A 26,294-nucleotide genomic window follows, 5' to 3' on the forward strand; every position below is an offset into this window, starting at 1 on the left:
AGAATAAAAGGGGGTATTGCTGATGAAGAAATGGTTAGTAGGCACAGTATTAGCAGGCACGCTTGCCCTGGCAGCGTGTGGTAACGGAGAAGAGACGAAGACAGCGGACAAGAGTAACGCTGACCCGGGGCTGACAGCATTCCAGAATAATTCCTGTGTAGGCTGTCACGGCAAGAACCTGGAAGGCGCAAGTGGCCCGAACCTTACTCAGGTCGGTGCGAAATACTCTAAGGCAGAAATTGTAGACATCATTAAAAATGGTAAAGGCAATATGCCGAAAGGTCAGGCACAAGGTGATGACGTCGATAAAATTGCCGAATATTTAAGCAAACAGAAGTAATATTACAGTTATATAAAGATAGCATTCAAAAGATATCTTTATATCTCCCCCTATGCTATATTTGAATCAAAATGATGAAATTGATTCAAAAGCGGGGGGATTTTTTTTATGAAGAAAATAGTTCTGACACTTGCTTTAGCCACAACTTTGTCGATGACAACGATGACCGGCGCTGATGCAGCTGAAAAAGTGCATGCCGGTGAATATAAAGTGAAAAAAGGCGATACTTTATTAAAAGTAGCGGATAAATATGACATTTCGACTTTACGTCTCAAAAAATGGAACCATCTTAAATCCGATAAGTTGAAACCAGGTAAGATCTTAATTGTTGACGAAAAAAAAGTGAAACAGGCGCAAGAGCTTGAAGTGATGCTTGACCCTAAAGTAGAGATAGTCAGAGTCAAAGAGACGCCTGAAGCTAAAATAACAGAGCCCGCTGTCCCAGGACGCAATCATACGGCTGAACCGACCATCACGACTCAAGAAGAACCTGTTCAGCCGGCAACCCCTGTTACCCGCCCGCATGAGGAAGAAGTCAATAGCAACCCTCAGGACACGGATTATACTGACTTAGTCTCTAGCGAGTCAGTCATTACTGACTTAGTCTCTAGCGAGTCAGTAGAGACGGAGTCGGTAGTGAAGCAAACAGAAGAAACTCCTGCAGACAAGGCGCAAAACAAGGTGGCACAGATTGCACTGAAGATCGCAGCCAATAAGACGTATGTCTATGGTGCGAATTCATCTACACAAGTCGATTGTTCTTCATTCGCTCAGCAAGTTTTTGCTGCTATGGGCAAAACACTGCCACGGACGACTTATCAGCAGATGGCGGTCGGAAAGCGAGTGACTTCTCCGGTCGCAGGAGACCTGGTCTTCTTTAATAACGGGAGTCATGTAGGCATTTATATCGGTAACGGCCAGATGGTTGACGCCTTGAATCCTAGAGAAGGCGTTAAGCAGCGTGCCGTCAGTTATATTAACGGCAGTGTGACAGGCTATTATAGATACTAAAAGGACAGTTTAATCTGTCCTTTTTGTTTAAGTTTATAGAAATGTGTCTATAAGTATATATTAGGTAACAGATATATTACGGTTAAGTAACATCGAAATATCCTCTCATTTTCTATGCTAATATCATCTTACTAAGAAAATGTTGGAGGAACAATTCACGATGAAAAAAATGATGATGTCGATCTTAACAGTCCTTATGCTACTTACCTTCTCTACTGCTGTTGAACAGCCTACTGCTCATGCTTATTCTAATCCTGTTAAATATAAAGCAGCTAACTACTATACTTGGGGAAGCTGTGCATACTACGCATTCAATCGTCGCGCTCAACTCGGCCGCTATGTTTCCAACCAATGGGGCAATGCAAAGAACTGGGCATATAACGCTTCACGTAGCGGTTACACTGTCAGCCGTAAACCAATTAAAGGAGCGGTCCTCGTTTCTCAATTAGGTTACTACGGTCACGTTGCGGTCGTTGAAAAGAAATATACAAACGGTTCAATTGTCGTCTCAGAAATGAACTATCCACGTCAAGGGGTTAAAACGTACCGTACGATTCCTAGCTACCAAGTGGGAAATTACCAATATATCTATTAATTTTTAGCACGGATAAACGAATGTTTATCCTTTTTTTTATGGATTCTTGCTATAATAGCGGAGAAGGAGGAGGCAGAATATGAAACGAATAGTGATGTGGGTATTGAGCGGTATTTTTATGCTGCTGGCGGCGTACAGTGTCTACACTGTCGTCCATCAGGATCCTGCAGAGTTGAAAGTCAGCGGACAAGCGCATTATATTAACGGTCGCAATATCAGCAAGGAGCCGGTACAGAGTCTGGAAGGACAGAAGCTGGAGCTTAGTCGTGAACTGTCAGCTGACATCAATATCATTAATTTCTGGGCCTCCTGGTGTGAACCTTGTAATCAAGAGATGCCTGAACTGATTCAGTACAATCAGGAGAAGCCGAATCATATTAAACTGATAGGGATGAACGTTCAGGATAAAGAGAAGGGACGGACGTCTTTCCTTAACAAGTATCAGCCTGATTACCCGATCGTGATCGGTACTGAACAGATAGTCAAACAATACAAGATCTATAACATTCCGACCACGATTTTTGTCAATAAAGAAGGACGGGTTCTGACGACTTATGTCGGTGAACTGGATGCCGGCAAACTGGAGACACTCATTCAGGAAGTGGAAGGGAGATCATAGGTCAGTATCATGATATGGTATATACTTGCCGCTTTGCTGCCCGCTCTTATGGTGATCATGTTCAGTAAGATGACAAAAAATAAATATACAGGATTAGCGTTAGCCACTTTAGTGATAGGGGTATCTGTCTATAAAGGCTTTTTTCATTCAGAAATGATTGTGTTTCTTGATACCATTTCGCTGATGCTGGGCTACTTCACTGTTGATCAGCTGAAGCTAGATCAAACGATCCACTATTGACAGACACGGTCGCACATGCGAGCGTGTCTTTGTTTTGAGAGCGAACAGATGTTTGTATTTTTACCGCTATCTTTGCTAAAATAAATACGTTAAGGAGGGGTTACATGGAACATCATCCATTTAAACTGCAGTCAGAATTTAAGCCCGGCGGTGATCAGCCGGAAGCGATCAAGAAGCTTGTAGCCGGTATTAAAGAAGGGAAACGTTATCAGACGCTGCTCGGCGCAACAGGGACAGGGAAGACGTTTACGATGAGCAATATCATTCAGGCAGTCGGGAAGCCGACATTGATCATCGCCCATAACAAGACGCTGGCAGGTCAGCTGTACAGTGAGTTTAAGGAGTTCTTCCCCGATAACCGTGTAGAATATTTTGTCAGCTACTATGATTACTATCAGCCGGAAGCGTATGTCCCCTCTACAGATACGTTTATTGAAAAGGATGCTTCAATCAACGATGAAATCGATAAATTACGTCACTCAGCGACTAGTGCGCTTTTTGAGCGTGATGACGTCATTATCATCGCATCCGTGAGCTGTATCTATGGTCTCGGCAATCCCGAAGAATATAAGGATATGGTGGTCAGCGTCCGTACTGGCATGGAGATGGACCGCAATGCGTTACTCCGTAAACTGGTGGATATCCAGTATACGAGAAACGATATTGACTTTCAGCGGGGGACTTTCCGCGTGCGGGGAGATGTGGTCGAGATATTTCCTGCTTCACGTGATGAGCAGTGCGTGCGTGTCGAATTTTTCGGTGATGAGATAGACAGAATACGTGAAATCAACTATTTAACAGGCGAAGTCCTGAAGGAACGAGAACATTTCGCTATTTTCCCGGCCAGCCACTTTGTGACGCGGGAAGAGAAGATGAAGCTCGCCATCGAACGGATTGAACAAGAACTTGAAGAACAGCTGAAAGTATTTCGGGCGGAAAATAAACTGCTGGAAGCGCAGCGCCTTGAACAGCGGACAAACTACGATATCGAGATGATGCGGGAGATGGGCTTCTGTTCCGGTATCGAGAACTATTCGGTTCATTTAACACTGCGCCCTAAAGGCTCGACCCCCTATACGCTGCTGGATTACTTCGGTGACGACTGGCTGATCATGGTCGATGAGTCCCACGTCAGTCTGCCGCAGATTCGGGGTATGTATAACGGGGACCAGGCCCGTAAAAAGGTGCTGGTTGATCACGGCTTCAGATTGCCGAGTGCACTCGATAACCGTCCCCTTAAATTTGAGGAATTTGAAGAAAAAGCCCGGCAATTCGTCTATGTTTCTGCGACACCAGGTCCGTTTGAGATAGAACATACTGACGAAATGGTCGAACAGATTATCCGTCCGACAGGCCTGCTGGATCCGATCATTGAAGTTCGACCTTCAAAGCATCAGATTGATGACCTGATGGAAGAAGTCCGCTTACGTATTGAACGGAATGAACGTGTCCTGATCACGACACTCACGAAGAAAATGAGTGAAGACCTGACTGCTTACCTGAAAGAAGCAGGCATTAAAGTCAACTACCTCCATTCAGAAATTAAGACACTGGAACGTACAGAGATTATCAGAGATCTGCGTCTCGGGGTCTATGATGTGCTGATTGGGATCAACCTCCTTCGTGAAGGTCTGGATATACCGGAAGTGTCACTGATTACTATTCTGGATGCAGACAAAGAAGGCTTCCTGCGTTCAGAGCGCTCGCTGATTCAGACTATCGGGCGCGCTGCGCGTAATGAGAACGGGAAAGTCATCATGTATGCGGATAAAATCACTGATTCGATGCGTACAGCGATAGATGAGACCAAGCGTCGTCGTGATATTCAGGAAGCGTACAATAAAGCCCATGGCATTACCCCTACGACGATCCATAAGAAAATCCGTGATGCTATCAGTGCGTCTATAGAAAGAGACGACACAGTAAAAGAAGCTAAACCGAAGAAAAAGCTGACGAAAAAAGAACGTGCAACCCGTATGGAACAGATTGAACACGAAATGAAAGAAGCAGCCAAGGCACTCGACTTCGAACGGGCGACAGAGCTGCGTGATATCCTATTTGAACTGAAAGCAGAAGGGTGAAGTTATGAAAAATAAAGAGATTGTCGTTAAAGGAGCAAGAGCTCACAATTTAAAAGATGTAGATATTAAAATACCGCGTGATAAGCTCGTCGTGATGACAGGACTATCTGGTTCGGGGAAGTCGAGCCTTGCATTTGATACGATTTATGCAGAAGGCCAGCGTCGCTATGTGGAATCGCTCAGTGCTTATGCGCGCCAGTTTTTAGGGCAGATGGACAAGCCTGATGTGGATACTATTGAAGGTCTTTCACCCGCCATTTCAATTGACCAGAAGACGACAAGCAACAATCCGCGCAGCACGGTGTCAACTGTGACGGAAATCTATGATTATTTACGTCTGCTGTTTGCGAGAATCGGGACGCCTTATTGTCCGATTCATCACATCAAAATTGAATCCCAGACTATCCAGCAGATGGTGGACCGTATTATGGAGCTTCCGGAACGGACTAAAATTCAAGTGCTGGCACCTGTTGTCACCGGTCGTAAAGGTGAGCATAAGAAACTGATTGAGGACATCGGCAAGAAAGGCTATGCCCGCTTACGAATCGACGGTGAGATGATGGAAATCGGAGATGAGATCAGCTTGGCGAAGACCTCGAGTCATGATATTGACGTCATCATCGACCGTTTAGTTGTCAAACCGAACATCGAGAGCCGGTTGGCGGATTCCCTGCAGAATGCACTGGAACTTGCTGAAGGGAATGTCGTGATCGATGTCATCGGTGACAAGGAAATGAAGTTCTCAGAAAACCATGCCTGTCCAAAATGTGGTTTTTCTATAGATGAACTGGAACCCAGAATGTTCTCGTTCAACAGTCCGTTCGGTGCCTGCCCAAGCTGTGATGGTCTCGGCACAAAGTTGACTGTTGACCTTAGTCTGGTGATACCGGATGAATCCGTCAGCCTGGCTGATGGGGCACTGGTGCCTTGGCAGCCTATCAGCTCGGAATACTATCCCTCTCTGCTGAGACAGACGGCCAAGCATTTCAAGATAGATATGAAGAAGCCCTTTAATAAGCTGACCCAAAAAGAACGTGACATTATTCTGTACGGTTCACCGGAGCTGATCACCTATAAGTTCAGGCAGGATAACGGCGTCAGTCGTTCCAGAACAATGGCTTATGAAGGTATCGTCAACAACATCGACCGTCGTTTCCATGACAGTCCTTCTGACTTTACACGCGAACAGATGCGCAAGTACATGACTGAAGAAGTATGCGAGACATGTGAAGGATACCGTCTGAATCAGCAGGCGATGGCCGTCAAGATAAATGATGAGCATATCGGTCAGGTCGTGAAACGTTCAATCGGCCAGGCCCTGCAGTATTATGAAGAAATTGAACTGACGGAAAAAGAGAACGTGATTTCAGCGCTCATCATCAAGGAAATTACTTCCCGGCTGTCTTTCCTGAATAATGTCGGCTTGGAATATTTGACGATGGATCGCCGCGCGGGTACCTTATCAGGCGGTGAAGCACAGCGTATCCGTCTTGCCACACAGATCGGGTCGCAGTTGACGGGCGTCCTTTATATACTGGATGAGCCGTCTATCGGCCTTCATCAGCGCGACAACGACCGCCTCATTTCTTCTCTGGAATCGATGCGTGATCTAGGTAACACCCTGATTGTCGTTGAGCATGATGAGGACACGATGCTCGCTGCAGATTATCTCATTGATATCGGTCCAGGTGCGGGGGTACATGGGGGTCAGATTGTAGCGGCCGGCACACCGAAGCAAGTGATGAAGAACCCTAAATCGCTCACCGGCCAGTATTTGAGCGGCAAGAAACAGATTGATGTCCCGGAGAGCCGTCGTGAACCGGACGGACGGTATATCAAGATAAGAGGCGCACGCAGTCATAACTTAAAGGATATCGATGTGGATATTCCGCTGGGTGTAATGACTGTCGTAACCGGTGTCTCAGGCTCCGGCAAAAGCTCATTAGTGAATGATGTGTTATTCAAAGGACTGGCACAGGAAATCTATAAGACTAAAGGTAAGCCAGGTGCTCACGATTCGATAGAAGGCATTGAACACATCGATAAAATCATCGATATTGATCAATCACCGATCGGCCGCACACCGCGTTCCAACCCTGCCACCTATACAGGTGTATTTGATGATATCCGTGACCTCTTCAGTCAGACGAATGAAGCAAAGCTTCGGGGTTATCAGAAGGGCCGTTTCAGCTTTAACGTCAAAGGTGGCCGGTGCGAAGCCTGTAAAGGGGACGGCATCATCAAGATTGAGATGCACTTCCTGCCGGATGTCTACGTGCCGTGTGAGGTCTGCCATGGTAAACGGTATAACCGTGAGACTTTAGAGGTCACCTATAAAGATAAGAGTATCGCTGATATCTTGGAGATGACGGTCGAGGATGGCTATCATTTCTTTGAGAATCATCCGAAAATCAGCCGGAAGCTCAAGACGATAGTCGATGTCGGTCTGGGTTATGTCGCTATGGGACAGTCCGCCACCACTTTATCAGGTGGTGAAGCACAGCGTGTGAAACTGGCTTCAGAACTTCATCGCCGGTCAAATGGCAAGACATTGTATATCCTGGATGAGCCGACGACAGGACTGCACGTCGATGATATCGCCCGCTTGCTCAAAGTCCTGCATCAGCTGGTGGAGAACGGGGACTCTGTTATCATCATCGAACACAATCTCGATGTCATCAAGACAGCAGACCACATCATCGACCTTGGGCCTGAAGGAGGCGACGGGGGCGGTACGATTCTTGCAGAAGGGACCCCTGAGATGATTATGGAAGTCAAAGAATCCTACACGGGTCAATACCTGAAAAAAGCGATGGCGCGTACGAAGAAATAAGGATAGATCCGCATTGAACGATGCGGATTTTTTGTTTGATTGTATTTCAGCTGGAAGTTCATTAAAATTAAGGTATGGAGGAATAACCGAATGAATAGTGCTGAACTACAGAACCATTTTAAATTTAAATTATTAGCCGGAGAAAAGGGGCTGGAGCGACCGATCAGCAACTCAGATATCTCAAGACCCGGTCTCGAGATGGCTGGCTACTTTTCTCATTACTCATCAGACCGTATACAGCTCTTAGGTACAACAGAGACCTCTTTCTTTGAGATGCTCAGTAAAGAAGACAAAGCAGAGCGGATGAGCAAGCTCTGTCGGAAAGAAACGCCGTGCATTATTATTGCACGGGGTATCGAGGCGCCGGAGGAATTAATCGATGCCTGTAACCGTCGTGATACACCGCTCTTCAGCTGTGAGGATGCCACGACGAACTTGATCAGCCGCCTGACCAATTATCTGGAGACCCAGCTGGCACCGGCAACAAGCCTGCATGGTGTACTGGTCGATGTATACGGCATCGGGGTGCTGATCACGGGTGACTCAGGAGTCGGGAAAAGTGAGACTGCACTGGAACTCGTTAAACGAGGACATCGACTTGTCGCAGATGACAACGTTGAAATCAAGGAAGTGTCGCGTAATGTCCTGATGGGCAGCCCCCCTAAACTGATAGAACATCTCCTAGAGATCAGAGGGCTGGGCATCATTAATATCATGACATTATTCGGGGCAGGATCCATTCTTCCGGAGAAGCGGGTCATGCTGAATATCAATCTCGAGACCTGGGACCGGGACAAGATGTATGACCGTGTCGGACTGGTCGAGGAAACCTTATCTATCCTTGATTCTAAAATCACCAAAAAAACAATACCTGTTAAACCTGGACGGAACCTCGCAGTCATCATTGAAGTGGCCGCCATGAATTATCGTCTGAACAAAATGGGTGTCAACACAGCAGAAGATTTCAACAATCGTCTGAATCAGCAAATCAAAAAACAGTCACTGAAGGAGAACTAATATGTTATATTCAATCGATCCTATTGCCTTTCATGTCGGCTCATGGCCGGTACGTTGGTATGGCATTATTATTGCGACAGGCATCCTGCTGGGTTTTCTCATTGCCAATCGAGAAGCGAAGAAACATGGTATGGCAGAGGATGACCTGATTGATTTAATTGTCTGGCCGATTATCGTGGGCATTATTTGTGCCCGTATCTATTACGTGGGATTTGAATGGCATTACTATAAAGAGCATCTTGCTGAAATTCCGATGATCATGAACGGGGGGATAGCCATTCACGGGGGACTGATCGGTGCGCTGACCACGGGTTACTTCCTGGTGAAGAGACGTCATCGCTCATTCTTTCATATGGCAGACTTGATTGCGCCGAGTATTATTCTGGCACAGTCCATGGGACGCTGGGGAAACTTTATGAATCAGGAGGCGCATGGCGGGCCGGTCTCCCGGGCCTTTCTTGAGAATTTAATGATTCCTGACTGGATTATCAGACATATGCAGATTGACGGCGTCTACTACCAGCCCACTTTCCTGTATGAATCACTATGGAGTCTGCTCGGGTTCATCGTACTGCTGCTGCTGAGAAAGCATCTGCGAATCGGTCAGACCTTCCTGCTGTACGCCATCTGGTATTCCATCGGCCGTTTCTTTATCGAGGGCTTAAGAACAGACAGCCTGATGCTGACTGAATACCTGAGAATAGCGCAAGTGATTTCTCTGGTCATCATTGCGGTCAGCATCATCACCTGGATTTACAGAAGCATGAAGTATCGTCTGCCGAAATACGGCGACGTCCACCATATTTTACGGAGCAGTGATGATGAGACGTACCGAGCAGCATAAGGTTGATGGTCCTAATCCGTTATGGAATGTCTATCAGAGACTGCCGTTCGGACGGACATTCTTCAATACAGCCATCATCGAAATAGGCAGATATTGCCCTTCTATGCCGGTCAAGAAAAGACTGTATGAATGGACAGGTATGACGATCGGCCGCGAGACTTCGATTGCCTATAAGGTGACGCCGGACATCATGTATCCGGAGAAAATCACAATTGGTGCAAACTGTGTGATCGGCTTCAATGCGACCATTCTCTGCCATGAATATTTGATAGACGAGTACCGGATCGGTGAAGTCATCATCGGTAATGAAGTCATGATTGGTGCAGGTGCACTGATATTACCGGGTGTGACCATTGGGGACAGAGCCGTCATCGGGGCGCATACTGTCGTGACAAAAGATGTGCCCGCCAGAAGTTTTGCATATGGTAATCCGATGCAGATAAGAGAGTAGGAATCAACATGAATGAAAAAATAGTCAGTCTACCTGTAGACGCTGATGGCTATGCACATATCGCGCAAAAGAAAATAAGGCAGCAGCTGTACCGGGATGCGATTCCTTATCTGGAGAAAGCCATCAGTCTGAACAGCAAGCAGGACTATTATATGGCCCTCGCGACGTGTTTGGTGAAAGCAGGGAGAACAGAAGAGGGCATCCACACCCTGTTTGAGAGAATTGTGAAAGAAGAGGATTTTGCCGTTTATTTCTATCAGCTCAGTCAGATCTATACGGAGATAAGAGATCCTAACAAAGCATTTCTCTACGGCCTCTATTATGTTCAGCTGACCGATGATCAGGATTATTTTGACACGCTAAAAAAGACATTTGAAGTCACTTATACGAGTCAGACAGCTGTGGAAGCGGAAAGTACACTGTATGTCGCCCAGCAGTTGTTTCAGTATCTGTTCTCCCATGGCCGTATCGATGAATCTATTGACTGGTTGAGCAGTCAGCCGGTTCATATCCAGGAGCGCAAAGAGATGCGAAACCTGAAAGCGATGGCGTACCTTTTTATGTCGAAGTATCAGGAAGCTGAAGCGCTTCTGGATCAGCTGCTGGCAGAAGATGAGACAGATATACACGCGCTGTGTCACTATACGTTGCTGCTCTATAATACCCATCAGCATGAGAAATTCAATCATTATCTGCAGCGGCTGAACAAGCTGCACCCCATCAATGAAGATGAGTCATTCAAACTGGGTATCGTCCTGAGTTTCCTGAAACAATACGAGGCTTCGCAGCAGCTGCTGTTACCGCTTTATAAGAAGAGGAACTTAAAGAATGCGCAGCTGCTTCATGCGTTAAGCTTCAATTATTTTGCGTTAGGACAGGAAAAAGAATCGGAAGAAACGTGGCGCAAATTACAATCATTTTCTAAGGCTGCCCCCAGTCCGAAGGAAGTTCACGACACAAGCCGGTTCATTGAAAAGGATATCCTGCCGTTACTTCATAGCGATGACAGACATGCCAGAATTGTCGGGCTCTTCAAGCTGTCTCAGCTGCCCTATAAGGAGGCGATTATCTCCAAGGAGCTGTGGGATCAGCTGGAACAACTGGGCGATTATGAAAAATTATATCTATCTTATATATTCAACGAGTTACACCTTGTGAAACTTGACTATATTCATCAAGGCTTAGTCCTGTTATGGCAGCACGATCAATCGACAGAACTGCTGATCAGCTGGGTGGATAAGGCCCAGGCTCTGATTGAACTGAACGAACTGAAAGAAGTGACAGCGTATGCCGCAGCCTGCTATTACTTATACATGAAAAGAACGGCGGCGATTTCCCTTCAGCATTGTGCTGAGCTCTTTCAGCTTACGCGCTACCGCTTGACTAAAGCACTCGATTTCTATAAGCAAAATAGTATTTAAATCAGCCAATGTAGGATATTATGATACTACTAAACAATCCTGAAGGAGGATACTATGACTGAACAAAAACAATATGATGTAATTATTATCGGGGCAGGTCCGGCCGGTATGACAGCAGGTTTATATGCTGCACGCGCCAACCTTTCTGTTGTGATGGTGGAACGTGGTATGCCTGGCGGCCAGATGGCCAATACAAGTGATGTGGAGAACTTCCCGGGGTTTGACCTCATTACAGGACCTGACCTCTCAACGAAAATGTTCCAGCACGCACAGAAATTCGGCGCTGAATATGCCTACGGGGATATTAAAGGTATCCGTGTAGAAGGTGATGATAAGATCGTCTCATTAGGCGACAAGGAACTGGTCGGTAAAGCGGTCATCATCGCAACGGGTGCGGAATACAAAAAAATCGGTGTACCCGGTGAAAATGAACTGGGTGGACGCGGTGTATCTTACTGTGCGGTCTGTGATGGTGCATTCTTTAAAAACCGCAATCTGATTGTCATCGGTGGCGGCGACTCAGCAGTTGAAGAGGGCGTCTACTTAACGAAATTTGCCGATAAAGTGACCATCGTTCACCGTCGAGACGAGTTACGTGCCCAGAAGATTCTGCAGGAGCGTGCCTTTAAAAATGAGAAGGTAGATTTCATCTGGAATTCTACGCTGAAAACAATCAATGAAAAAGACGGTAAAGTGGGCAGCGTCACCCTCGTGGATAAAGAGGGGAAAGAGTCTGAAGTTCAGGCTGATGGTGTCTTCATCTATATCGGTATGCAGCCATTGACAGGTCCATTCCTTGATCTCGGTATTACCAATGAAGCGGGTTATATCGTCACAAACGAGCAGATGGAAACAGCTATCCCTGGTATTTACGCAGCGGGTGACGTCCGTGTGAAAACATTGCGTCAGATCGTTACGGCAACAGGCGACGGCAGTATTGCTGCTCAGAACGCGCAACATTACATTGAAGAACTTAATGACAAAAAATAAATGATGTGCTTATGACAGATGCGTCCAAATGGGCGTATCTATTTTTATGATTTTGTGTAAAATGATATTGAAGGAGGGATCGGCTTGAATTCAGAAGAAGGTATTAAAAAACTGATTGTGGTAACGGGAATGAGCGGGGCAGGTAAATCGGTGGCCATCCAGAGTCTGGAGGACTTAGGTTATTTCTGCATCGATAATTTACCGCCTATTCTGCTGCCTAAGATTGTGGAGCTGATGCATGAGAACAATGAATCGCTGTCCAAGGTCGCAATCGGCATCGATTTGAGAGGGAAGGATTTTTTTGATAATTTATCCAACGAACTGCAGCAAGTCACCAATCTGACGGATATCGCTGTCCAGATTCTCTATTTAGACGCTAAAGACCGTGTTCTGGTGACACGTTATAAAGAGACGCGGCGCAACCATCCTCTATCTGAAGGCGGCTCACCGCTGCATGCGATTCAGCAGGAACGTCAGATGCTGGCTGATTTACGGGGAATGGCGACCCATATGATAGATACCACAGAAATGAAGCCTAAAGCATTGCGCAGTCATATATTAGAGCTGTTCAACAACGGCAAAGATAATATTTTTAAGATTAACGTGATGAGCTTCGGGTTCAAGCATGGGATTCCGATAGATGCAGATCTTGTATTTGATGTGAGATTCCTGCCGAACCCTTATTATATCGAGACATTAAGGCCGTTAACCGGTCTGGATGCTTCAGTCTATGATTATGTCATGAAATGGAAAGAGACGACTATCTTCTACAATAAACTGATGGACTTGCTGAAGTTCATCATGCCCGGCTATATGCGCGAAGGTAAGTCACAAGTCGTCATCGCTATCGGCTGTACGGGCGGCCAGCACCGTTCCGTCGCACTGGCAGAACGCATCAGCCATGATCTGAAAGATTTCTTCGATTTTGAACTCAGTACATCTCACCGGGATGCGATGATTGAAGGTAAGATCAATGAGAAGGCTTAGAATTTGTCTGATCGGCGGAGGGACAGGCTTATCTGTTCTGGCGCGGGGTCTGAAGGCGTATCCAGTGGATATCACGGCGATTGTGACTGTAGCTGATGACGGGGGAAGTACCGGTAAAATAAGAAATGAGATGAATATTCCGGCGCCCGGAGATATTCGGAACGTACTTGCAGCTTTAAGCGACGTCGAGCCGTTACTTGAAAAACTATTTCAGTATCGATTTGATTCAGATAGTATGGGACGTCATCCTGTCGGCAATCTCATGCTGGCAGCGATGACCGATATTACTTCGGATTTTGGCCACGCCGTAAGAGAGCTGAGCAAAATTCTGAATGTCAAAGGGACGGTCATCCCTTCGACCAATACCAGCCCTATTTTAAATGCCGTCATGGAAGATGGGGAGATCGTAGTCGGGGAATCATTGATACCGAAAAAGAATAAAAGAATTGATCATGTCTTTCTGACACCTGCCAATATTCAGCCGATGAATGAAGCAGTGGAGGCGCTCTATGATGCGGATTTAATTGTGATGGGACCCGGCAGCCTCTATACAAGTATTATTCCGAATATGCTTCTTCAGGAGATAGCAGAAGCCCTGATCAATAGCACTGCCAAAAAACTGTATGTGTCGAATATTATGACGCAGCCGGGCGAAACCACAGATTATACTGTTTCGGATCATATCGAAGCGATTCATAAGCATGTCGGCGCGCGTTTCATACAGTTCGTCATTGCGAACCGGAAAACATTAAGCGAGAAGATATCCTCTAATTATGAACGGCGGAATTCTGCTTTCGTCCACTGCGACACTGAAAATATCGAAGCTGAAGGCATCAAAATATTAACCGATGATCATTTAGTCCTTGTCAATGAGGACTATGCAGTGCGGCATGATAACAATGTCCTGGCAGAGATGATCTATGAACTGGTTCTATCTGAAGTGAGTACCATTCAGGTAGATGAATAGAAAGGAAGAGTAACGTGTCATTTGCATCTGAAATGAAAAATGAACTGACAAGAATAGAAGCAGATGACTGCTGCAGTAAGGCAGAGCTTGCTGCCCTCATTCGCATGAATGGTAACTTAAGCATATCGAATCGTGAATGGGTGATTAATGTTCAGTCAGAAAATGCAGCGATAGCGCGGCGTGTATTTTCATTGATCAAAAAAATATTCGGCGTTGAAATCGAGCTCCTGGTCCGTAAAAAGATGAAGCTGAAGAAAAACAATGTCTATATCTGCAGAATTAAGACGAAGGCCAGAGACATCCTGGAGGAACTCGGCATCCTGGTGGAAGGCAGCTTCACACATGAAATAGAAGACCATCTCGTCAAGAACAACTGCTGTAAGAGAAGTTATCTGAGGGGGGCTTTTCTCGCAGGAGGCTCGGTCAACAATCCTGAAACTTCCTCTTATCACCTGGAGATATTCTCATTATACGAAAGTCACTCACGCGACTTGACGAAACTGATGAATGAGTATCAGTTGAACGCTAAAACGTTGGAACGGAAAAAAGGCTATATCTCCTATATGAAAGAAGCGGAGAAGATTGCCGACTTCCTGAGTCTGATCGGTGGATACCAGGCACTGCTCAAATTTGAGGATGTGCGTATTGTACGGGATATGCGTAATTCAGTGAACCGTCTGGTGAACTGTGAGACCGCTAATCTGAACAAGACCATCAGTGCAGCGATGAGGCAGGTTGAGAATATAGAACTGATCGAGCAGGAGATCGGGCTGGAAGAGCTGCCGGATCGGTTACGCGAAATTGCAAAACTGCGGATTATCCATCAGGATATCTCTCTTAAAGAGTTAGGTGAAATGGTATCGACGGGTGTGATTTCGAAGTCGGGTGTTAATCATCGCTTAAGAAAGCTGGATGAAATAGCCGAAAAGCTGCGTAATGGTGAAGCCGTAGACCTAAAAAAATAACAGATGCCGCGGCATCTGTTATTTTTCATTTTTAAAGACATCGAATGGCTTGAAGTGTTCTTCCGGAATGGTAAGACTGCCCGGTGTTGCATGATTAACTGCATGAATAGCGGTATGCATGAGCATCTCGCGTTTATAGTCATACTGTCTTTCGCCGAAATGATGGGCATACTTCACATAGTCCTGATATTCAGGATCATGCTGATCCAGAGATTTTAAATATTTCTCATCATCTTCATGCATTTTAAAGACGGGATACTTGTTCATGCTGTTACCTGTTTTAATGACTTCAACATGTTGAGGATCTGCAGTGATGAAAGTGCCGTTATCGAGCATATACATCGTCATATGATCGAATTTCACCTCAAGAATCGCATGGAATTCCTGACCTTCACCCGCTGGTTTAGTCGGGATGCCGTGCCCTGTATCTTCAGTATAGAGAACAGTATCGTTATCTTTTACTCTGACCTTCTTATCAATCGTTTCCGTTGTAAGCTTCGTCAATGGATATGTTTTTTTGACGCCCGGCTTCAGACTTTCAGTATCCTTGAAGGCGGCGTCTTCATGGTCATGAATATCTTCTTCCTGAGTCTTCTGTATGTTTTTCTCGGCAGAAGGCTGTTCAGTTGTAGCGGAAGAGACTTTCTCCTTCGTCGCCTGTGTACTTGCAGAATCATCTTTTTGAGCACAGCCGGTCAGCAGACCCGCTGCGAGCAATATGTATAAATACTTGTGCATCAGAATACTCCTTTAAAAAGAAATAGCCCTCTATCACTTCAACAGAGGGCTTTTTAAATATTAATTATTTAATCAGCTTGAAGATTTGTTTAGCGTTGTCTGTATTCTCGATATTGCCTCTCCATAAGCTGCTTGATGGACCGTAACCGTAGACGTTAACGTCTTCGCCTGTATGACCACCAGTTGTCCAGCCAGTTAAGCTGCGAGCGTTGACAGGTGCTTCGATGGCGTTTTCGATCTTAGTCGCATCTTTAGCTGCAACTGCGTCTTTGATAGCTGCCATTTCTTCTGGTTTCAGTTCAAAGCCGACGTTCGCTTTGATGATTTCTTCTACATTAGCGCCGTCTTTCATCAACTGTGCACGTAAGTATTCAGGTGTATGTTTCATCTGTTTGATCGGCTGAGTGAACCAGTTATAGATACCGTTTGCACCGATTGAGAAACCACCTGTAGAGTGATCGGCTGTTGCGATAACCAATGTATTACAGTCTTTTTTAGCGAAGTTGATCGCTTCTTGGAAGGCTAAATCAAAGTCTCTCATTTCGCTCATTGCGCCCGTGATATCATTGGCATGACCTGCCCAGTCAATCTGAGAGCCTTCTACCATTAAGAAGAAGCCTTTTTTGTTTGTATCTAATTTTTTGATCGCTGTTTTAGTCATATCCTTTAATGAAGGCGTATTAGCGTCACGGTCGATCATTTTAGGCATGCCGCCTGGTGAGAATAAACCGAGGATCTGCTTATCTTTAGAGTTAGAAGCAGCTTTTAATAATCCTTTTTTATTACCGACATATTTGTAGCCGTCATTTTTAAATTCTTTAATTAAGTTTCTGTCTTTACGCTGGAAGTAATCTTTACCGCCACCCAGGATGATATCAACTTTGTGTTTACCGTTGATCATTTCATCGTAGTAGTCATCAGCGATCGCTGGCATATTTTTACGGGATTCATCGTGCGCACCGTAGGCAGCCGGAGTTGCGTGTGTCACCTCTGAAGTAGCCACTAGACCAGTTGATTTACCGACTTCTTTAGAGCGTTCAAGAACAGTCTTCACTTCAGTCTTGTTATTATCAACAGCGATTGCGTTGTTATATGTTTTGACACCTGCACTCATCGCTGTAGCAGCAGAAGCAGAGTCTGTGATATTTTCATGCTCATCTTCAGCAATCGTACGTTGAGTACCTAATAAGTAATGGTCGAATGAGACAAGATCCATTCTTTTAGTTGCAGGGTTATCCATCATATAACGATAAGCAGTGTTGTAAGAAGGGCCCATTCCATCACCGATCATGAAGATGATGTTTTTTGGCGCTTTCTGCTCGCTGCAAGGCGTTACTTTCTTAGTCGCAGCTTCTACAGTATGAACGCCCGTGGAAGTCGGCATTGAAGATAAGAAAAGACCAGCAATAACTGATGAAGCAATAACTTTATTGAATGATTTCACAATGAATCCTCCTAAGTTTTATGATTACAAACTAAATTTATCAGTAAAATGTAAAGGGAAGTCGCAGTTCTTGTAAAAAGTATGTAAAGTTAATGTAAAAAAAGCACTGAGCTAGTGCTCAGTGCTGATCAGATATTCTATTTTTCTTCCACTGCTGGATGCATCACATCGTCAATAAGACCATATTCTTTTGCTTCTTCAGCGCTTAGGAAGTTATCGCGGTCTGTATCTTTTTCAATTTTTTCAATCGGCTGACCTGTACGTTCTGACAGGATGCGGTTTAATTTCTCACGTGTTTTTAAGATGTGACGCGCAGCAATTTCAATCTCGGTCGCCTGACCTTGTGCTCCGCCAAGCGGCTGGTGGATCATCACTTCTGCATTAGGCAGTGCAAAACGTTTACCTTTCGCACCGGCAGCCAGTAAGAATGAACCCATAGAAGCCGCCATACCGATACAGATCGTCTGTACATCAGGTTTAATGTGCTGCATCGTATCATAGATCGCCATACCCGCAGTCACGCTGCCGCCTGGAGAGTTGATATAAAGGTAGATATCTTTTTCAGCATCCTGCGCCTGTAAGAAGAGTAACTGTGAAACGATAGAGTTAGCGACATTGTCATCAATCTGAGAACCAAGCATAATGATGCGGTCTTTCAGAAGGCGTGAGTAAATATCGTATGCACGTTCACCGCGGTTAGTAGATTCAATAACTGTTGGAATTAAATTCATCAATAAATCCTCCTTTAAGGTTTGATAATAATATACTATATATGGTCAAAAATAGTCAAAAGATAGAGCTTATTTTTAAATTTCTTGCAGACTTGTATTTTTTCATATTTAAATATATAACAATTACCGTTATAATATAAGTTAATTGCCCTCGTGGTGTAATGGATAACACGTAAGATTCCGGTTCTTGAAATGGGGGTTCGATTCCCTCCGAGGGCGTTATAGCTTCATTTTTTGAAAATCTGTCATTCCTGACAGATTTTTTTGTGTACAATCACTGAGAATAGGGTATATATGGGCTAATAGAGTCAAGGAGGACAGCCGTATGTTAAAAGACCGTTTAAAATTTATTATTTTATATGAACTGAGGAAAGGGACTGTGCTCGCAAATTTCTTTGGCTGGATTGATACAAAATTACTGAAAGATTCTTTTATTGAAATGAAAAGAGAAGGGCTGATTTCCGGGGAAGTCATCGTAGACGATCTGGTTGTTCTTAAGGATATTGAGATTACAGAAAAAGGACGCCTGGAGTTAGTGGATATGCTTGATGATCCTGCATACGAGAAAGGTTATCAGCTCTGCTGTGAAAACAATCGTTTGAAGGACTGGGTCTATGGCGGCGCATAAATATTTTCTGACGCTTTATACGCAGCCGAACTGCTCATTATGTGAAGAAGCCAAACGACAGCTTGAATTTGTGGATTTAGATATTACATATGAAGAAGTCAATATAACTGAAGATGATGAATTAATGATGGCATACCAGATCCGTGTGCCGGTGCTGACTTATAAGGACAGAGTCGTACAGGAAGGCATCATTGATTTTGTCACCGTGACTGAAAACCTCGAACAATATTAAATGATGTTCGAGGTTTTTTCTTGCAAATAAAAGGTTATCTTGCTATCATATAGGTGTAACACACATTGTCCCAACTGGGACGTTTTATGTCTCATTAAGTTGGAGGAAGTCGAATGGATCAAATTTTCGCCGTTCAACAGAGACTGGTTCCAGATTTGATTGAAAAAATGCAGCGTCGTTTTAATGTGCTGTCTATGATTCACCTTGCTCAGCCTATTGGCAGACGTGCCTTAGCAGAACGGCTTCATCAGACTGAAAGGATTTTAAGGAGTGATGTTGAAAGTCTTAAGGCTGAACATCTTATCGATATTCATCCTAAAGGGATGACCATCACTTCAGAAGGACTGGAAGTGCTGAATTTACTGGCCAGACATATGGAAGTCTACAATGATTTGTCGGCGCTAGCGACGGAAATCAGTAAATTGACGGGTATCAGTAAATTGATTGTCGTTAAAGGTGATGCAGATGAAAGTCAGGAAACATCGATTAATCTCGGTGTTGAAGCAGGACGTTATCTTCATTCGTTGCTCGGACCGGATATGAAGGTGACCGTCACTGGAGGTTCCAGTACAGCGAGTATGGCAAGTCATCTGGCTCAGGTGCCATTTGACGTCACTTTTACGCCTGCGCGTGGGGGGCTTGGTGAGGATATGATTCATCAGGCGAACTTTATCGTCGCAAAAATGGCGGAATCAACGGGCGGTTGTTATGAGGCATTGTATGTACCGGACCAAGTCAGTGAACAGACTTATCAGAACTTGATTGAAGAACCTTCAATTCGGTCAGTGCTCGATCAAATTAAATCAGCAGATATCGTAGTTCATGGTATCGGTAATGCAGCCAAGATGGCAGTCAGAAGAAAAACCGATTCAGCTGTTCAGAAATTATTGCTTGAAAATGAAGCGGTCGGTGAAGCTTTTGGTTACTATTTTGATAAAAAGGGTAATATTGTTTATAAGGTGCGGACGATTGGTTTGCAACTTGAAGATGTGATCAACAAGGAACATATTATCGCTGTGGCAGGTGGGAGCAGTAAAGTAGATGCGATTGCAGCCTATTTGAAAAACGCACCGAAACAGACCACACTTATTACAGACGAAGCAGTAGCAAAACAGTTATTGAAGGCATTTGCCTTTGACAATAATATAAATTAAAAGGAGGCCATTATTCATGGCAGTTAAAGTAGCAATCAACGGTTTTGGACGTATCGGTCGTTTAGCATTCAGAAGATTACAAGAAGTAAAAGATATCGAAGTTGTAGCGGTTAACGATTTAACAGATGACGATATGCTTGCACATCTTTTAAAATACGATACAACACAAGGCCGCTTCAAAGAGGAAGTACGTGTCGTTGAAGGTGGTTTCCTTGTCAATGGTCGTGAAATCAAATCATTCGCTAACCCGAAAGCAGAAGAACTTCCATGGGGAGAACTGGGCATCGATGTGGTATTAGAATGTACAGGTTTCTACACTAGCGAAGAAAAAGCCCAGGCTCATATTAAAGCTGGCGCCAAAAAAGTATTGATTTCAGCACCGGCAACTGGAGACCTTAAAACAGTTGTTTATAATGTCAACCATGACATTTTAGATGGTTCTGAAGAAATCGTGTCAGGTGCATCTTGTACAACAAACTGTTTAGCACCTATGGCTAAAACTTTAAATGACAAATTCGGTATCATCGAAGGTTTAATGATGACTGTTCACGCTTATACAGGTGACCAGAACACACTTGATGCACCACACGCTAAAGGTGACTTCCGTCGTGCGCGTGCAGCAGCTCAGAACATCGTACCTAACTCAACAGGTGCTGCTAAAGCGATCGGTCTAGTTATCCCTGAATTAAAAGGTAAATTAGATGGTTCAGCTCAACGTGTCCCTGTTGCGACAGGTTCTATCACTGAGTTAACATGTATCTTAGAAAAAGAAGTGACAGTTGAAGAAATCAACCAGGCAATGAGAGAAGCTTCAAATGAATCATTCGGTTACACAGAAGACCAGATCGTCTCTTCTGATATCATCGGTATCACTTACGGTTCATTATTTGATGCAACTCAGACTCGTGTAATGACAGTCGGTGACCATCAAATGGTTAAAACTGTATCATGGTATGACAATGAAATGAGCTACACTGCTCAATTAGTGCGTACTTTACAACATTTAGCTGAACAAGCACAGCAAGCTTAATCTAGTTAAGCGTAAGCAGGAGAAGATACGCTTCTCCTGCTTATTTTTTCTTAAAAATTGTTATACTGATACTGACACCCATATTGAGGAGGAATAGTAATGGCAAAGAAGATTGTTTCAGATTTAGAATTGAAAGATAAGAAGGTTCTGGTTAGAGCGGATTTCAATGTTCCGATGAAAGACGGCGAAATCACGAATGACAATCGTATCGTTGAAGCATTACCTACAATTAAGTACATCATTGAGCAAGGCGGTATTCCCGTTATTTTCTCTCATTTAGGTAAAGTAAAAACAGAAGAGGATAAAGAAAAATTATCGCTTCAGCCTGTAGCGCGTCGTTTAGCTGAGTTACTCGGTACAGAAGTCGGTTTTGCGAATGTCACGCGTGGTGAAAAATTAGAGGCTTCTATTCAGAATCTGACACCTGGCGATGTGTTCTTAGTGGAAAATACACGATTTGAAGACGTTGATGGCAAAAAAGAAAGTAAAAATGATCCTGAACTCGGTAAATACTGGGCTTCTCTCGGCGATGTCTTTGTCAATGATGCTTTTGGTACAGCGCACCGTGAACACGCATCCAATGTAGGGATTGCAGCGCATCTCGATTCTGCTGCAGGTTTCCTGATGGAAAAAGAAATCAAATTCATCGGTGGCGTTGTAGAGAATCCTGAGCGTCCATTCGTCGCCATTTTAGGTGGTGCCAAAGTATCGGACAAAATCGGTGTGATTGAGAACCTGCTGAAAGTAGCTGATAAAGTTCTTATCGGCGGCGGTATGGCCTATACATTCCTGAAAGCACAAGGCAAAGAAATCGGTCAGTCATTGTTAGAGGAAGATAAGATTGACTTAGCGAAAGATTTACTGGCACGCGGGGAAGGCAAAATTGTCCTGCCGGTTGATGCGAAGGTCACAAAAGAGTTTTCTAATGACGGCGAAATCAAGGAATTATCAGTCGATGAAATTCCAGCAGACGAACAGGCCCTGGATATCGGCCCTAAAACTGTTGAATTATTTGAAGAGCAGTTAAAAGGTGCTAAAACAGTGGTATGGAATGGACCGATGGGTGTCTTTGAAATGAGCAACTTCGCTAAAGGAACTATCGGTGTCTGTGAAGCAATCGCGAATTTAGAGGATGCTACAACGATCATCGGTGGCGGTGATTCAGCAGCAGCAGCAATGGAACTGGGCTTTGCTGACAAGTTTACTCATATCTCAACAGGCGGCGGTGCGTCACTTGAATATTTAGAAGGTAAAGAACTACCAGGTATTAAATCTATTTCAGATAAATAGGAGTGTTTAATGATGAGAAAACCAATTATTGCAGGTAACTGGAAAATGAATAAAACAGTTGCAGAAGCGAAAGAATTCGTTCAGAACTTACCGGAACTGCCTTCTAGTGAAGAAGTGGACACAGTGATCTGCGCGCCGGCTATTCAGCTGGATGCGCTGGTCAGTGCGAATGTGGAAGGATTGAACATCGGTGCCCAGAATGCCTACTTCGAAGAGAGTGGTGCGTTCACTGGAGAAACGAGTCCTGCTGCACTGAAAGACTTAGGTGTTAAATATGTCGTACTGGGTCATTCAGAACGCCGTGAATACTTCCACGAGACAGATGAGGATGTTAATAAAAAAGCGCTGGCTGTCTTTAAAAATGATATGACGCCCATTATCTGTGTGGGCGAAACGTTAGAGCAGCGTGAAGGCAATGAATTTGAAGCAGTCATCGGTCAGCAGGTTTCAGCTGCTTTAAAAGGTTTTACAGAGGAGCAGGTCAAGCAGGCAGTCATCGCATATGAACCTATCTGGGCTATCGGAACAGGCAAATCAGCAACGTCACAGGATGCGCAGGACAGCTGTCAGTTTGTGCGTTCAGTAGTAGCGAAAGACTTCTTGCAGGAAGCAGCTGAAGCTGTACGCATCCAGTACGGTGGTTCTGTTAAACCGGACAATATTAAGGAATATATGGCACAACCTGATATTGACGGGGCTTTAGTCGGCGGTGCTTCTCTTGAAGTGGAGTCATTCGTCAAGCTGTTAGAAGGTGCAAAATAATGACTCAACCTACAGCGCTGATTATTTTAGATGGTTTTGCCAATCGTGATGAAATCAAAGGAAACGCTGTTAAGCAGGCGAATAAACCGAATTTTGATCGTTATTTCAACCAGTATCCGCATAATCAGTTGAATGCATCCGGACTTGATGTCGGATTACCTGAAGGGCAGATGGGTAACTCGGAAGTGGGTCACCTGAATATCGGCGCGGGCCGCATCGTCTATCAGTCACTGACACGTATCAATAAATCGATTGAAGATGGCGACTTCTTCAAAAACCAGGTGCTGCTGGATACCATGCAGCACGTTAAAGAGCATCACAGTACGCTGCATTTAATGGGCTTATTGTCTGATGGCGGTGTCCACAGTCATTACAAGCATTTATTTGCGCTGCTGGACATGGCGAAACAGCAAGGCGTTGAACGTGTCTATGTGCATGCTTTTCTTGACGGACGAGACGTTGGTCAGGAAACAGCGCTTCAGTATATTGAAGAGACTGAAGCGAAGTTCAAAGAGCTCGGACTCGGACAGTTTGCTTCTGTCTCTGGTCGTTATTATGCCATGGACCGTGACAAACGCTGGGAACGTGAACAGATGGCGTATGACGCCATGACGTATGGTAAAGGTAAGGAATATCAGACCGCTGCTGAAGGCGTGAAAGCAAGCTATGCCGAAGGTGTGACGGATGAATTCGTTATTCCGTTCGTCGTCAAAGATCATGAAGTCCATCAGGAGAACACAGGGGTCAATGACGGCGACGGCATGATTTTCTTCAATTTCCGTCCTGACCGTGCAGCCCAATTATCGGAAGTCTATACAAATGAAGAATTTGTCGGCTTTGAGATGGACCGCCGTTTGATCGGTATTAAGTTTGTGACGTTCACGAAGTATAGTGATACCGTCAAAGCAGATGTTGTTTTCGAGAAAGAGAACCTCATCAACACAATCGGTGAAGTGGTGGCCAGCGCAGGAAAGAAACAGCTGCGTATCGCTGAAACTGAGAAATATCCGCATGTCACTTATTTCATGAGTGGCGGCCGTAATGATGAGTTTGCCGGCGAACGTCGTGTGCTGATCAATTCACCTAAAGTTGCCACTTATGACCTTAAACCTGAAATGAGTGCCTATGAAGTGAAAGATGCACTGCTTGCTGAACTGGATAAACAAGACCTTGATCTCATCATTCTGAACTTTGCTAATCCGGATATGGTAGGTCATAGCGGAAAGCTTGAACCGACCATTAAAGCGATTGAAGCGGTAGATGAGTGCCTGGGTGCTGTTGTCGATAAAATCCTTGAGCAAGGCGGTAAAGCGATCATCACAGCAGATCATGGGAACTCAGATGAAGTCATTACAATGGATGACCAGCCGATGACTGCGCATACGACGAACCCTGTTCCCGTTATAGTGACAGACGAAACCGTTACACTGCGTGATGGCGGTCGTCTCGCGGATCTTGCGCCTACTTTACTTGACTTGATGGCTATCGATCAACCAGCTGAGATGACTGGAGAATCGTTGATTCAGAAGCAATAGATATTAGTTGATTAAATACAGTGAATATTCAATAATATAAGAGAAAATACATTCAAAGGAGTTTTAACTATGCCAATTATTACAGACGTATATGCACGCGAAGTCCTTGACTCACGTGGTAATCCGACAATCGAAGTAGAAGTATTAACTGAAAGCGGTGCATTTGGACGTGCACTTGTGCCGTCAGGTGCTTCAACGGGTGAACATGAAGCAGTTGAGTTACGCGATGGCGACAAAGAACGCTATTCAGGTAAAGGTGTAGAAAAAGCTGTTGAAAATGTAAACGAGATTATTGCACCAGAAATCATCGAAGGTGAATTTTCTGTGCTTGAACAAGTGTCAATCGACAAAATGATGATTGCTTTAGATGGTACACCAAACAAAGGTAAATTAGGTGCGAACGCAATCTTAGGTGTCTCTATGGCTGTTGCGCGTGCAGCTGCTGATTATTTAGGACAGCCTTTATACAAATACTTAGGTGGCTTCAATGGTGTGCAGTTGCCGGTTCCGATGATGAACATCGTTAACGGTGGTTCTCACTCAGATGCACCGATCGCATTCCAGGAGTTCATGGTATTGCCAGTCGGCGCTGAAACATTCAAAGAAGCTTTACGCTGGGGCGCTGAAATCTTCCATAACTTAAAATCAATCTTAAAAGAACGTGGACTTGAAACTTCAGTAGGTGATGAAGGTGGTTTTGCACCACGCTTTGATGGAACTGAAGACGGTGTTGAAACGATTTTAGAAGCCATCAAAAAATCAGGCCTTGAACCAGGAAAAGATGTCTACCTCGGTTTTGACTGTGCGGCTTCAGAATTCTACGAAGACGGCGTCTATAACTACGCGAAGTTTGAAGGCGAGAACGGCGCGAAACGTTCTTCTGCTGAACAAGTGGATTACTTAGAAGAACTCGTCAACAAATACCCGATCATCTCTATTGAAGATGGTATGGACGAGAACGACTGGGACGGCTGGAAAGCTTTAACGGAACGTTTAGGCGATAAAGTACAGCTCGTGGGTGATGACTTATTTGTTACAAACACTGAAATTCTTGCTCGTGGTATCGAACAAGGCATCGGTAACTCCATCCTTATCAAAGTAAATCAGATCGGTACATTAACTGAGACATTTGAAGCGATTGAAATGGCTAAAAAAGCAGGCTATACAGCTGTTGTTTCCCACCGCTCAGGTGAAACAGAAGATACAACCATCGCTGATATCGCTGTGGCGACAAATGCAGGCCAGATCAAGACAGGTTCATTATCAAGAACAGACCGTATCGCGAAATACAATCAATTACTTCGTATCGAAGATGAGTTATATGAAACTGCGAAGTTTGAAGGCATTAAATCTTTCTACAATTTAAATAAATAAGTAGGCTGAAAGACA

The 26,294-nt window shown here is 44.6% G+C and carries 26 protein-coding genes and 1 tRNA gene; 24 read left to right on the forward strand and 3 right to left on the reverse strand.

Annotated features, from left to right (window positions below; all coding sequences use genetic code 11):
* The first annotated feature begins 22 nt into the window (after positions 1-22).
* The 15 genes from cccB to whiA all read left to right on the forward strand — a co-directional run bounded on the left by cccB (position 23) and on the right by whiA (position 15,361).
* On the forward strand, positions 23-340 hold the full coding sequence (cccB, locus tag QSV55_RS03135; RefSeq protein WP_133451417.1) for a cytochrome c551: 318 nt from the start codon (positions 23-25) through the stop codon (positions 338-340).
* Between the two features lie 108 nt (positions 341-448).
* A complete protein-coding gene (locus tag QSV55_RS03140; protein WP_289650664.1) occupies positions 449-1,351 on the forward strand; it encodes an NlpC/P60 family protein in 903 nt (300 codons plus the stop codon).
* Between the two features lie 160 nt (positions 1,352-1,511).
* Positions 1,512-1,946 (forward strand): CHAP domain-containing protein, encoded by a 435-nt coding sequence (locus QSV55_RS03145; protein WP_289650665.1) that lies wholly within the window; start codon positions 1,512-1,514, stop codon positions 1,944-1,946.
* Positions 1,947-2,025: 79 nt separating this feature from the next.
* Positions 2,026-2,565 carry a TlpA family protein disulfide reductase gene (locus QSV55_RS03150; protein ID WP_289650666.1) on the forward strand — a complete coding sequence of 180 codons (540 nt, stop codon included), beginning with the start codon at positions 2,026-2,028 and terminating at the stop codon, positions 2,563-2,565.
* Between the two features lie 9 nt (positions 2,566-2,574).
* Positions 2,575-2,805, forward strand: a complete 231-nt coding sequence (locus QSV55_RS03155) for a DUF2198 family protein (protein ID WP_289650667.1) — start codon at positions 2,575-2,577, stop codon at positions 2,803-2,805.
* 104 nt (positions 2,806-2,909) lie between these two features.
* A complete protein-coding gene (uvrB, locus tag QSV55_RS03160) occupies positions 2,910-4,886 on the forward strand; it encodes an excinuclease ABC subunit UvrB (RefSeq protein WP_289650668.1) in 1,977 nt (658 codons plus the stop codon).
* Between the two features lie 4 nt (positions 4,887-4,890).
* The gene (uvrA, locus tag QSV55_RS03165; RefSeq protein ID WP_289650669.1) at positions 4,891-7,719 is read left to right on the forward strand and encodes an excinuclease ABC subunit UvrA; all 2,829 of its coding nucleotides are present in this window, start codon (positions 4,891-4,893) and stop codon (positions 7,717-7,719) included.
* A gap of 90 nt (positions 7,720-7,809) precedes the next feature.
* A complete protein-coding gene (hprK, locus tag QSV55_RS03170; protein ID WP_289650670.1) occupies positions 7,810-8,736 on the forward strand; it encodes an HPr(Ser) kinase/phosphatase in 927 nt (308 codons plus the stop codon).
* Between the two features lies 1 nt (position 8,737).
* The gene (lgt, locus tag QSV55_RS03175; RefSeq protein ID WP_133451424.1) at positions 8,738-9,580 is read left to right on the forward strand and encodes a prolipoprotein diacylglyceryl transferase; all 843 of its coding nucleotides are present in this window, start codon (positions 8,738-8,740) and stop codon (positions 9,578-9,580) included.
* Positions 9,558-10,031 (forward strand): acyltransferase, encoded by a 474-nt coding sequence (locus tag QSV55_RS03180; RefSeq protein WP_289651042.1) that lies wholly within the window; start codon positions 9,558-9,560, stop codon positions 10,029-10,031. The genes lgt and QSV55_RS03180 overlap by 23 nt, the downstream gene beginning before the upstream one ends.
* An 8-nt stretch (positions 10,032-10,039) precedes the next feature.
* On the forward strand, positions 10,040-11,452 hold the full coding sequence (locus tag QSV55_RS03185; protein WP_289650671.1) for a tetratricopeptide repeat protein: 1,413 nt from the start codon (positions 10,040-10,042) through the stop codon (positions 11,450-11,452).
* A gap of 54 nt (positions 11,453-11,506) precedes the next feature.
* Positions 11,507-12,442 carry a thioredoxin-disulfide reductase gene (gene trxB, locus QSV55_RS03190; RefSeq protein WP_289650672.1) on the forward strand — a complete coding sequence of 312 codons (936 nt, stop codon included), beginning with the start codon at positions 11,507-11,509 and terminating at the stop codon, positions 12,440-12,442.
* Positions 12,443-12,526: 84 nt separating this feature from the next.
* On the forward strand, positions 12,527-13,429 hold the full coding sequence (gene rapZ / locus QSV55_RS03195; RefSeq protein WP_424960678.1) for an RNase adapter RapZ: 903 nt from the start codon (positions 12,527-12,529) through the stop codon (positions 13,427-13,429).
* A complete protein-coding gene (locus QSV55_RS03200; RefSeq protein WP_289650673.1) occupies positions 13,416-14,396 on the forward strand; it encodes a gluconeogenesis factor YvcK family protein in 981 nt (326 codons plus the stop codon). The genes rapZ and QSV55_RS03200 overlap by 14 nt, the downstream gene beginning before the upstream one ends.
* Before the next feature lie 14 nt (positions 14,397-14,410).
* Complete coding sequence (gene whiA / locus QSV55_RS03205; RefSeq protein ID WP_289650674.1) at positions 14,411-15,361, forward strand: DNA-binding protein WhiA; 951 nt, start codon at positions 14,411-14,413, stop codon at positions 15,359-15,361.
* Positions 15,362-15,379: 18 nt separating this feature from the next.
* On the opposite strand, the gene QSV55_RS03210 is transcribed toward whiA, so the two are convergent.
* The 3 genes from QSV55_RS03210 to clpP all read right to left on the reverse strand — a co-directional run bounded on the left by QSV55_RS03210 (position 15,380) and on the right by clpP (position 18,274).
* The gene (locus QSV55_RS03210) at positions 15,380-16,099 is read right to left on the reverse strand and encodes a hypothetical protein (RefSeq protein ID WP_289650675.1); all 720 of its coding nucleotides are present in this window, start codon (positions 16,097-16,099) and stop codon (positions 15,380-15,382) included.
* A 64-nt stretch (positions 16,100-16,163) separates the two neighbouring features.
* On the reverse strand, positions 16,164-17,543 hold the full coding sequence (locus QSV55_RS03215) for an alkaline phosphatase (RefSeq protein WP_353507458.1): 1,380 nt from the start codon (positions 17,541-17,543) through the stop codon (positions 16,164-16,166).
* Positions 17,544-17,680: 137 nt separating this feature from the next.
* The gene (gene clpP / locus QSV55_RS03220; protein ID WP_133451431.1) at positions 17,681-18,274 is read right to left on the reverse strand and encodes an ATP-dependent Clp endopeptidase proteolytic subunit ClpP; all 594 of its coding nucleotides are present in this window, start codon (positions 18,272-18,274) and stop codon (positions 17,681-17,683) included.
* 147 nt (positions 18,275-18,421) lie between these two features.
* Between clpP and QSV55_RS03225 the strand changes: the two genes are divergently transcribed.
* The 9 genes from QSV55_RS03225 to eno all read left to right on the forward strand — a co-directional run bounded on the left by QSV55_RS03225 (position 18,422) and on the right by eno (position 26,279).
* Positions 18,422-18,493: transfer RNA gene (locus tag QSV55_RS03225), tRNA-Arg, on the forward strand.
* Between the two features lie 106 nt (positions 18,494-18,599).
* On the forward strand, positions 18,600-18,902 hold the full coding sequence (locus tag QSV55_RS03230) for a hypothetical protein (RefSeq protein WP_289650676.1): 303 nt from the start codon (positions 18,600-18,602) through the stop codon (positions 18,900-18,902).
* A complete protein-coding gene (locus tag QSV55_RS03235; protein WP_289650677.1) occupies positions 18,889-19,134 on the forward strand; it encodes a glutaredoxin family protein in 246 nt (81 codons plus the stop codon). The genes QSV55_RS03230 and QSV55_RS03235 overlap by 14 nt, the downstream gene beginning before the upstream one ends.
* Before the next feature lie 113 nt (positions 19,135-19,247).
* The gene (locus tag QSV55_RS03240; RefSeq protein WP_289650678.1) at positions 19,248-20,288 is read left to right on the forward strand and encodes a sugar-binding transcriptional regulator; all 1,041 of its coding nucleotides are present in this window, start codon (positions 19,248-19,250) and stop codon (positions 20,286-20,288) included.
* Between the two features lie 16 nt (positions 20,289-20,304).
* On the forward strand, positions 20,305-21,318 hold the full coding sequence (gene gap, locus QSV55_RS03245) for a type I glyceraldehyde-3-phosphate dehydrogenase (protein WP_133451435.1): 1,014 nt from the start codon (positions 20,305-20,307) through the stop codon (positions 21,316-21,318).
* Positions 21,319-21,417: 99 nt separating this feature from the next.
* The gene (locus tag QSV55_RS03250) at positions 21,418-22,608 is read left to right on the forward strand and encodes a phosphoglycerate kinase (RefSeq protein ID WP_289650679.1); all 1,191 of its coding nucleotides are present in this window, start codon (positions 21,418-21,420) and stop codon (positions 22,606-22,608) included.
* Between the two features lie 12 nt (positions 22,609-22,620).
* The gene (gene tpiA / locus QSV55_RS03255) at positions 22,621-23,370 is read left to right on the forward strand and encodes a triose-phosphate isomerase (protein WP_289650680.1); all 750 of its coding nucleotides are present in this window, start codon (positions 22,621-22,623) and stop codon (positions 23,368-23,370) included.
* Positions 23,367-24,905 carry a 2,3-bisphosphoglycerate-independent phosphoglycerate mutase gene (gpmI, locus tag QSV55_RS03260; protein ID WP_289651043.1) on the forward strand — a complete coding sequence of 513 codons (1,539 nt, stop codon included), beginning with the start codon at positions 23,367-23,369 and terminating at the stop codon, positions 24,903-24,905. The genes tpiA and gpmI overlap by 4 nt, the downstream gene beginning before the upstream one ends.
* 69 nt (positions 24,906-24,974) lie before the next feature.
* Complete coding sequence (eno, locus tag QSV55_RS03265; protein WP_289650681.1) at positions 24,975-26,279, forward strand: surface-displayed alpha-enolase; 1,305 nt, start codon at positions 24,975-24,977, stop codon at positions 26,277-26,279.
* The last annotated feature ends 15 nt before the right edge of the window (positions 26,280-26,294 follow it).

It is taken from the genome of Macrococcus bovicus, assembly GCF_030376725.1.
GTDB classification, from domain to species: domain Bacteria; phylum Bacillota; class Bacilli; order Staphylococcales; family Staphylococcaceae; genus Macrococcus; species Macrococcus bovicus.

Bases quoted from the DNA above. Each gene is read 5' to 3' on its own strand.
- lgt (WP_133451424.1), top strand. From the start codon at position 8,738: ATGTTATATTCAATCGATCCTATTGCCTTTCATGTCGGCTCATGGCCG.
- QSV55_RS03230 (WP_289650676.1), top strand. From the start codon at position 18,600: ATGTTAAAAGACCGTTTAAAATTTATTATTTTATATGAACTGAGGAAA.
- gap (WP_133451435.1), top strand. From the start codon at position 20,305: ATGGCAGTTAAAGTAGCAATCAACGGTTTTGGACGTATCGGTCGTTTA.
- QSV55_RS03150 (WP_289650666.1), top strand. From the start codon at position 2,026: ATGAAACGAATAGTGATGTGGGTATTGAGCGGTATTTTTATGCTGCTG.
- uvrB (WP_289650668.1), top strand. From the start codon at position 2,910: ATGGAACATCATCCATTTAAACTGCAGTCAGAATTTAAGCCCGGCGGT.
- trxB (WP_289650672.1), top strand. From the start codon at position 11,507: ATGACTGAACAAAAACAATATGATGTAATTATTATCGGGGCAGGTCCG.
- eno (WP_289650681.1), top strand. From the start codon at position 24,975: ATGCCAATTATTACAGACGTATATGCACGCGAAGTCCTTGACTCACGT.
- QSV55_RS03155 (WP_289650667.1), top strand. From the start codon at position 2,575: ATGATATGGTATATACTTGCCGCTTTGCTGCCCGCTCTTATGGTGATC.
- tpiA (WP_289650680.1), top strand. From the start codon at position 22,621: ATGAGAAAACCAATTATTGCAGGTAACTGGAAAATGAATAAAACAGTT.
- QSV55_RS03200 (WP_289650673.1), top strand. From the start codon at position 13,416: ATGAGAAGGCTTAGAATTTGTCTGATCGGCGGAGGGACAGGCTTATCT.
- QSV55_RS03180 (WP_289651042.1), top strand. From the start codon at position 9,558: ATGAGACGTACCGAGCAGCATAAGGTTGATGGTCCTAATCCGTTATGG.
- QSV55_RS03145 (WP_289650665.1), top strand. From the start codon at position 1,512: ATGAAAAAAATGATGATGTCGATCTTAACAGTCCTTATGCTACTTACC.
- cccB (WP_133451417.1), top strand. From the start codon at position 23: ATGAAGAAATGGTTAGTAGGCACAGTATTAGCAGGCACGCTTGCCCTG.
- QSV55_RS03250 (WP_289650679.1), top strand. From the start codon at position 21,418: ATGGCAAAGAAGATTGTTTCAGATTTAGAATTGAAAGATAAGAAGGTT.
- clpP (WP_133451431.1), bottom strand. From the start codon at position 18,274: ATGAATTTAATTCCAACAGTTATTGAATCTACTAACCGCGGTGAACGT.
- QSV55_RS03185 (WP_289650671.1), top strand. From the start codon at position 10,040: ATGAATGAAAAAATAGTCAGTCTACCTGTAGACGCTGATGGCTATGCA.
- QSV55_RS03140 (WP_289650664.1), top strand. From the start codon at position 449: ATGAAGAAAATAGTTCTGACACTTGCTTTAGCCACAACTTTGTCGATG.
- hprK (WP_289650670.1), top strand. From the start codon at position 7,810: ATGAATAGTGCTGAACTACAGAACCATTTTAAATTTAAATTATTAGCC.
- QSV55_RS03210 (WP_289650675.1), bottom strand. From the start codon at position 16,099: ATGCACAAGTATTTATACATATTGCTCGCAGCGGGTCTGCTGACCGGC.
- QSV55_RS03240 (WP_289650678.1), top strand. From the start codon at position 19,248: ATGGATCAAATTTTCGCCGTTCAACAGAGACTGGTTCCAGATTTGATT.
- QSV55_RS03235 (WP_289650677.1), top strand. From the start codon at position 18,889: ATGGCGGCGCATAAATATTTTCTGACGCTTTATACGCAGCCGAACTGC.
- uvrA (WP_289650669.1), top strand. From the start codon at position 4,891: ATGAAAAATAAAGAGATTGTCGTTAAAGGAGCAAGAGCTCACAATTTA.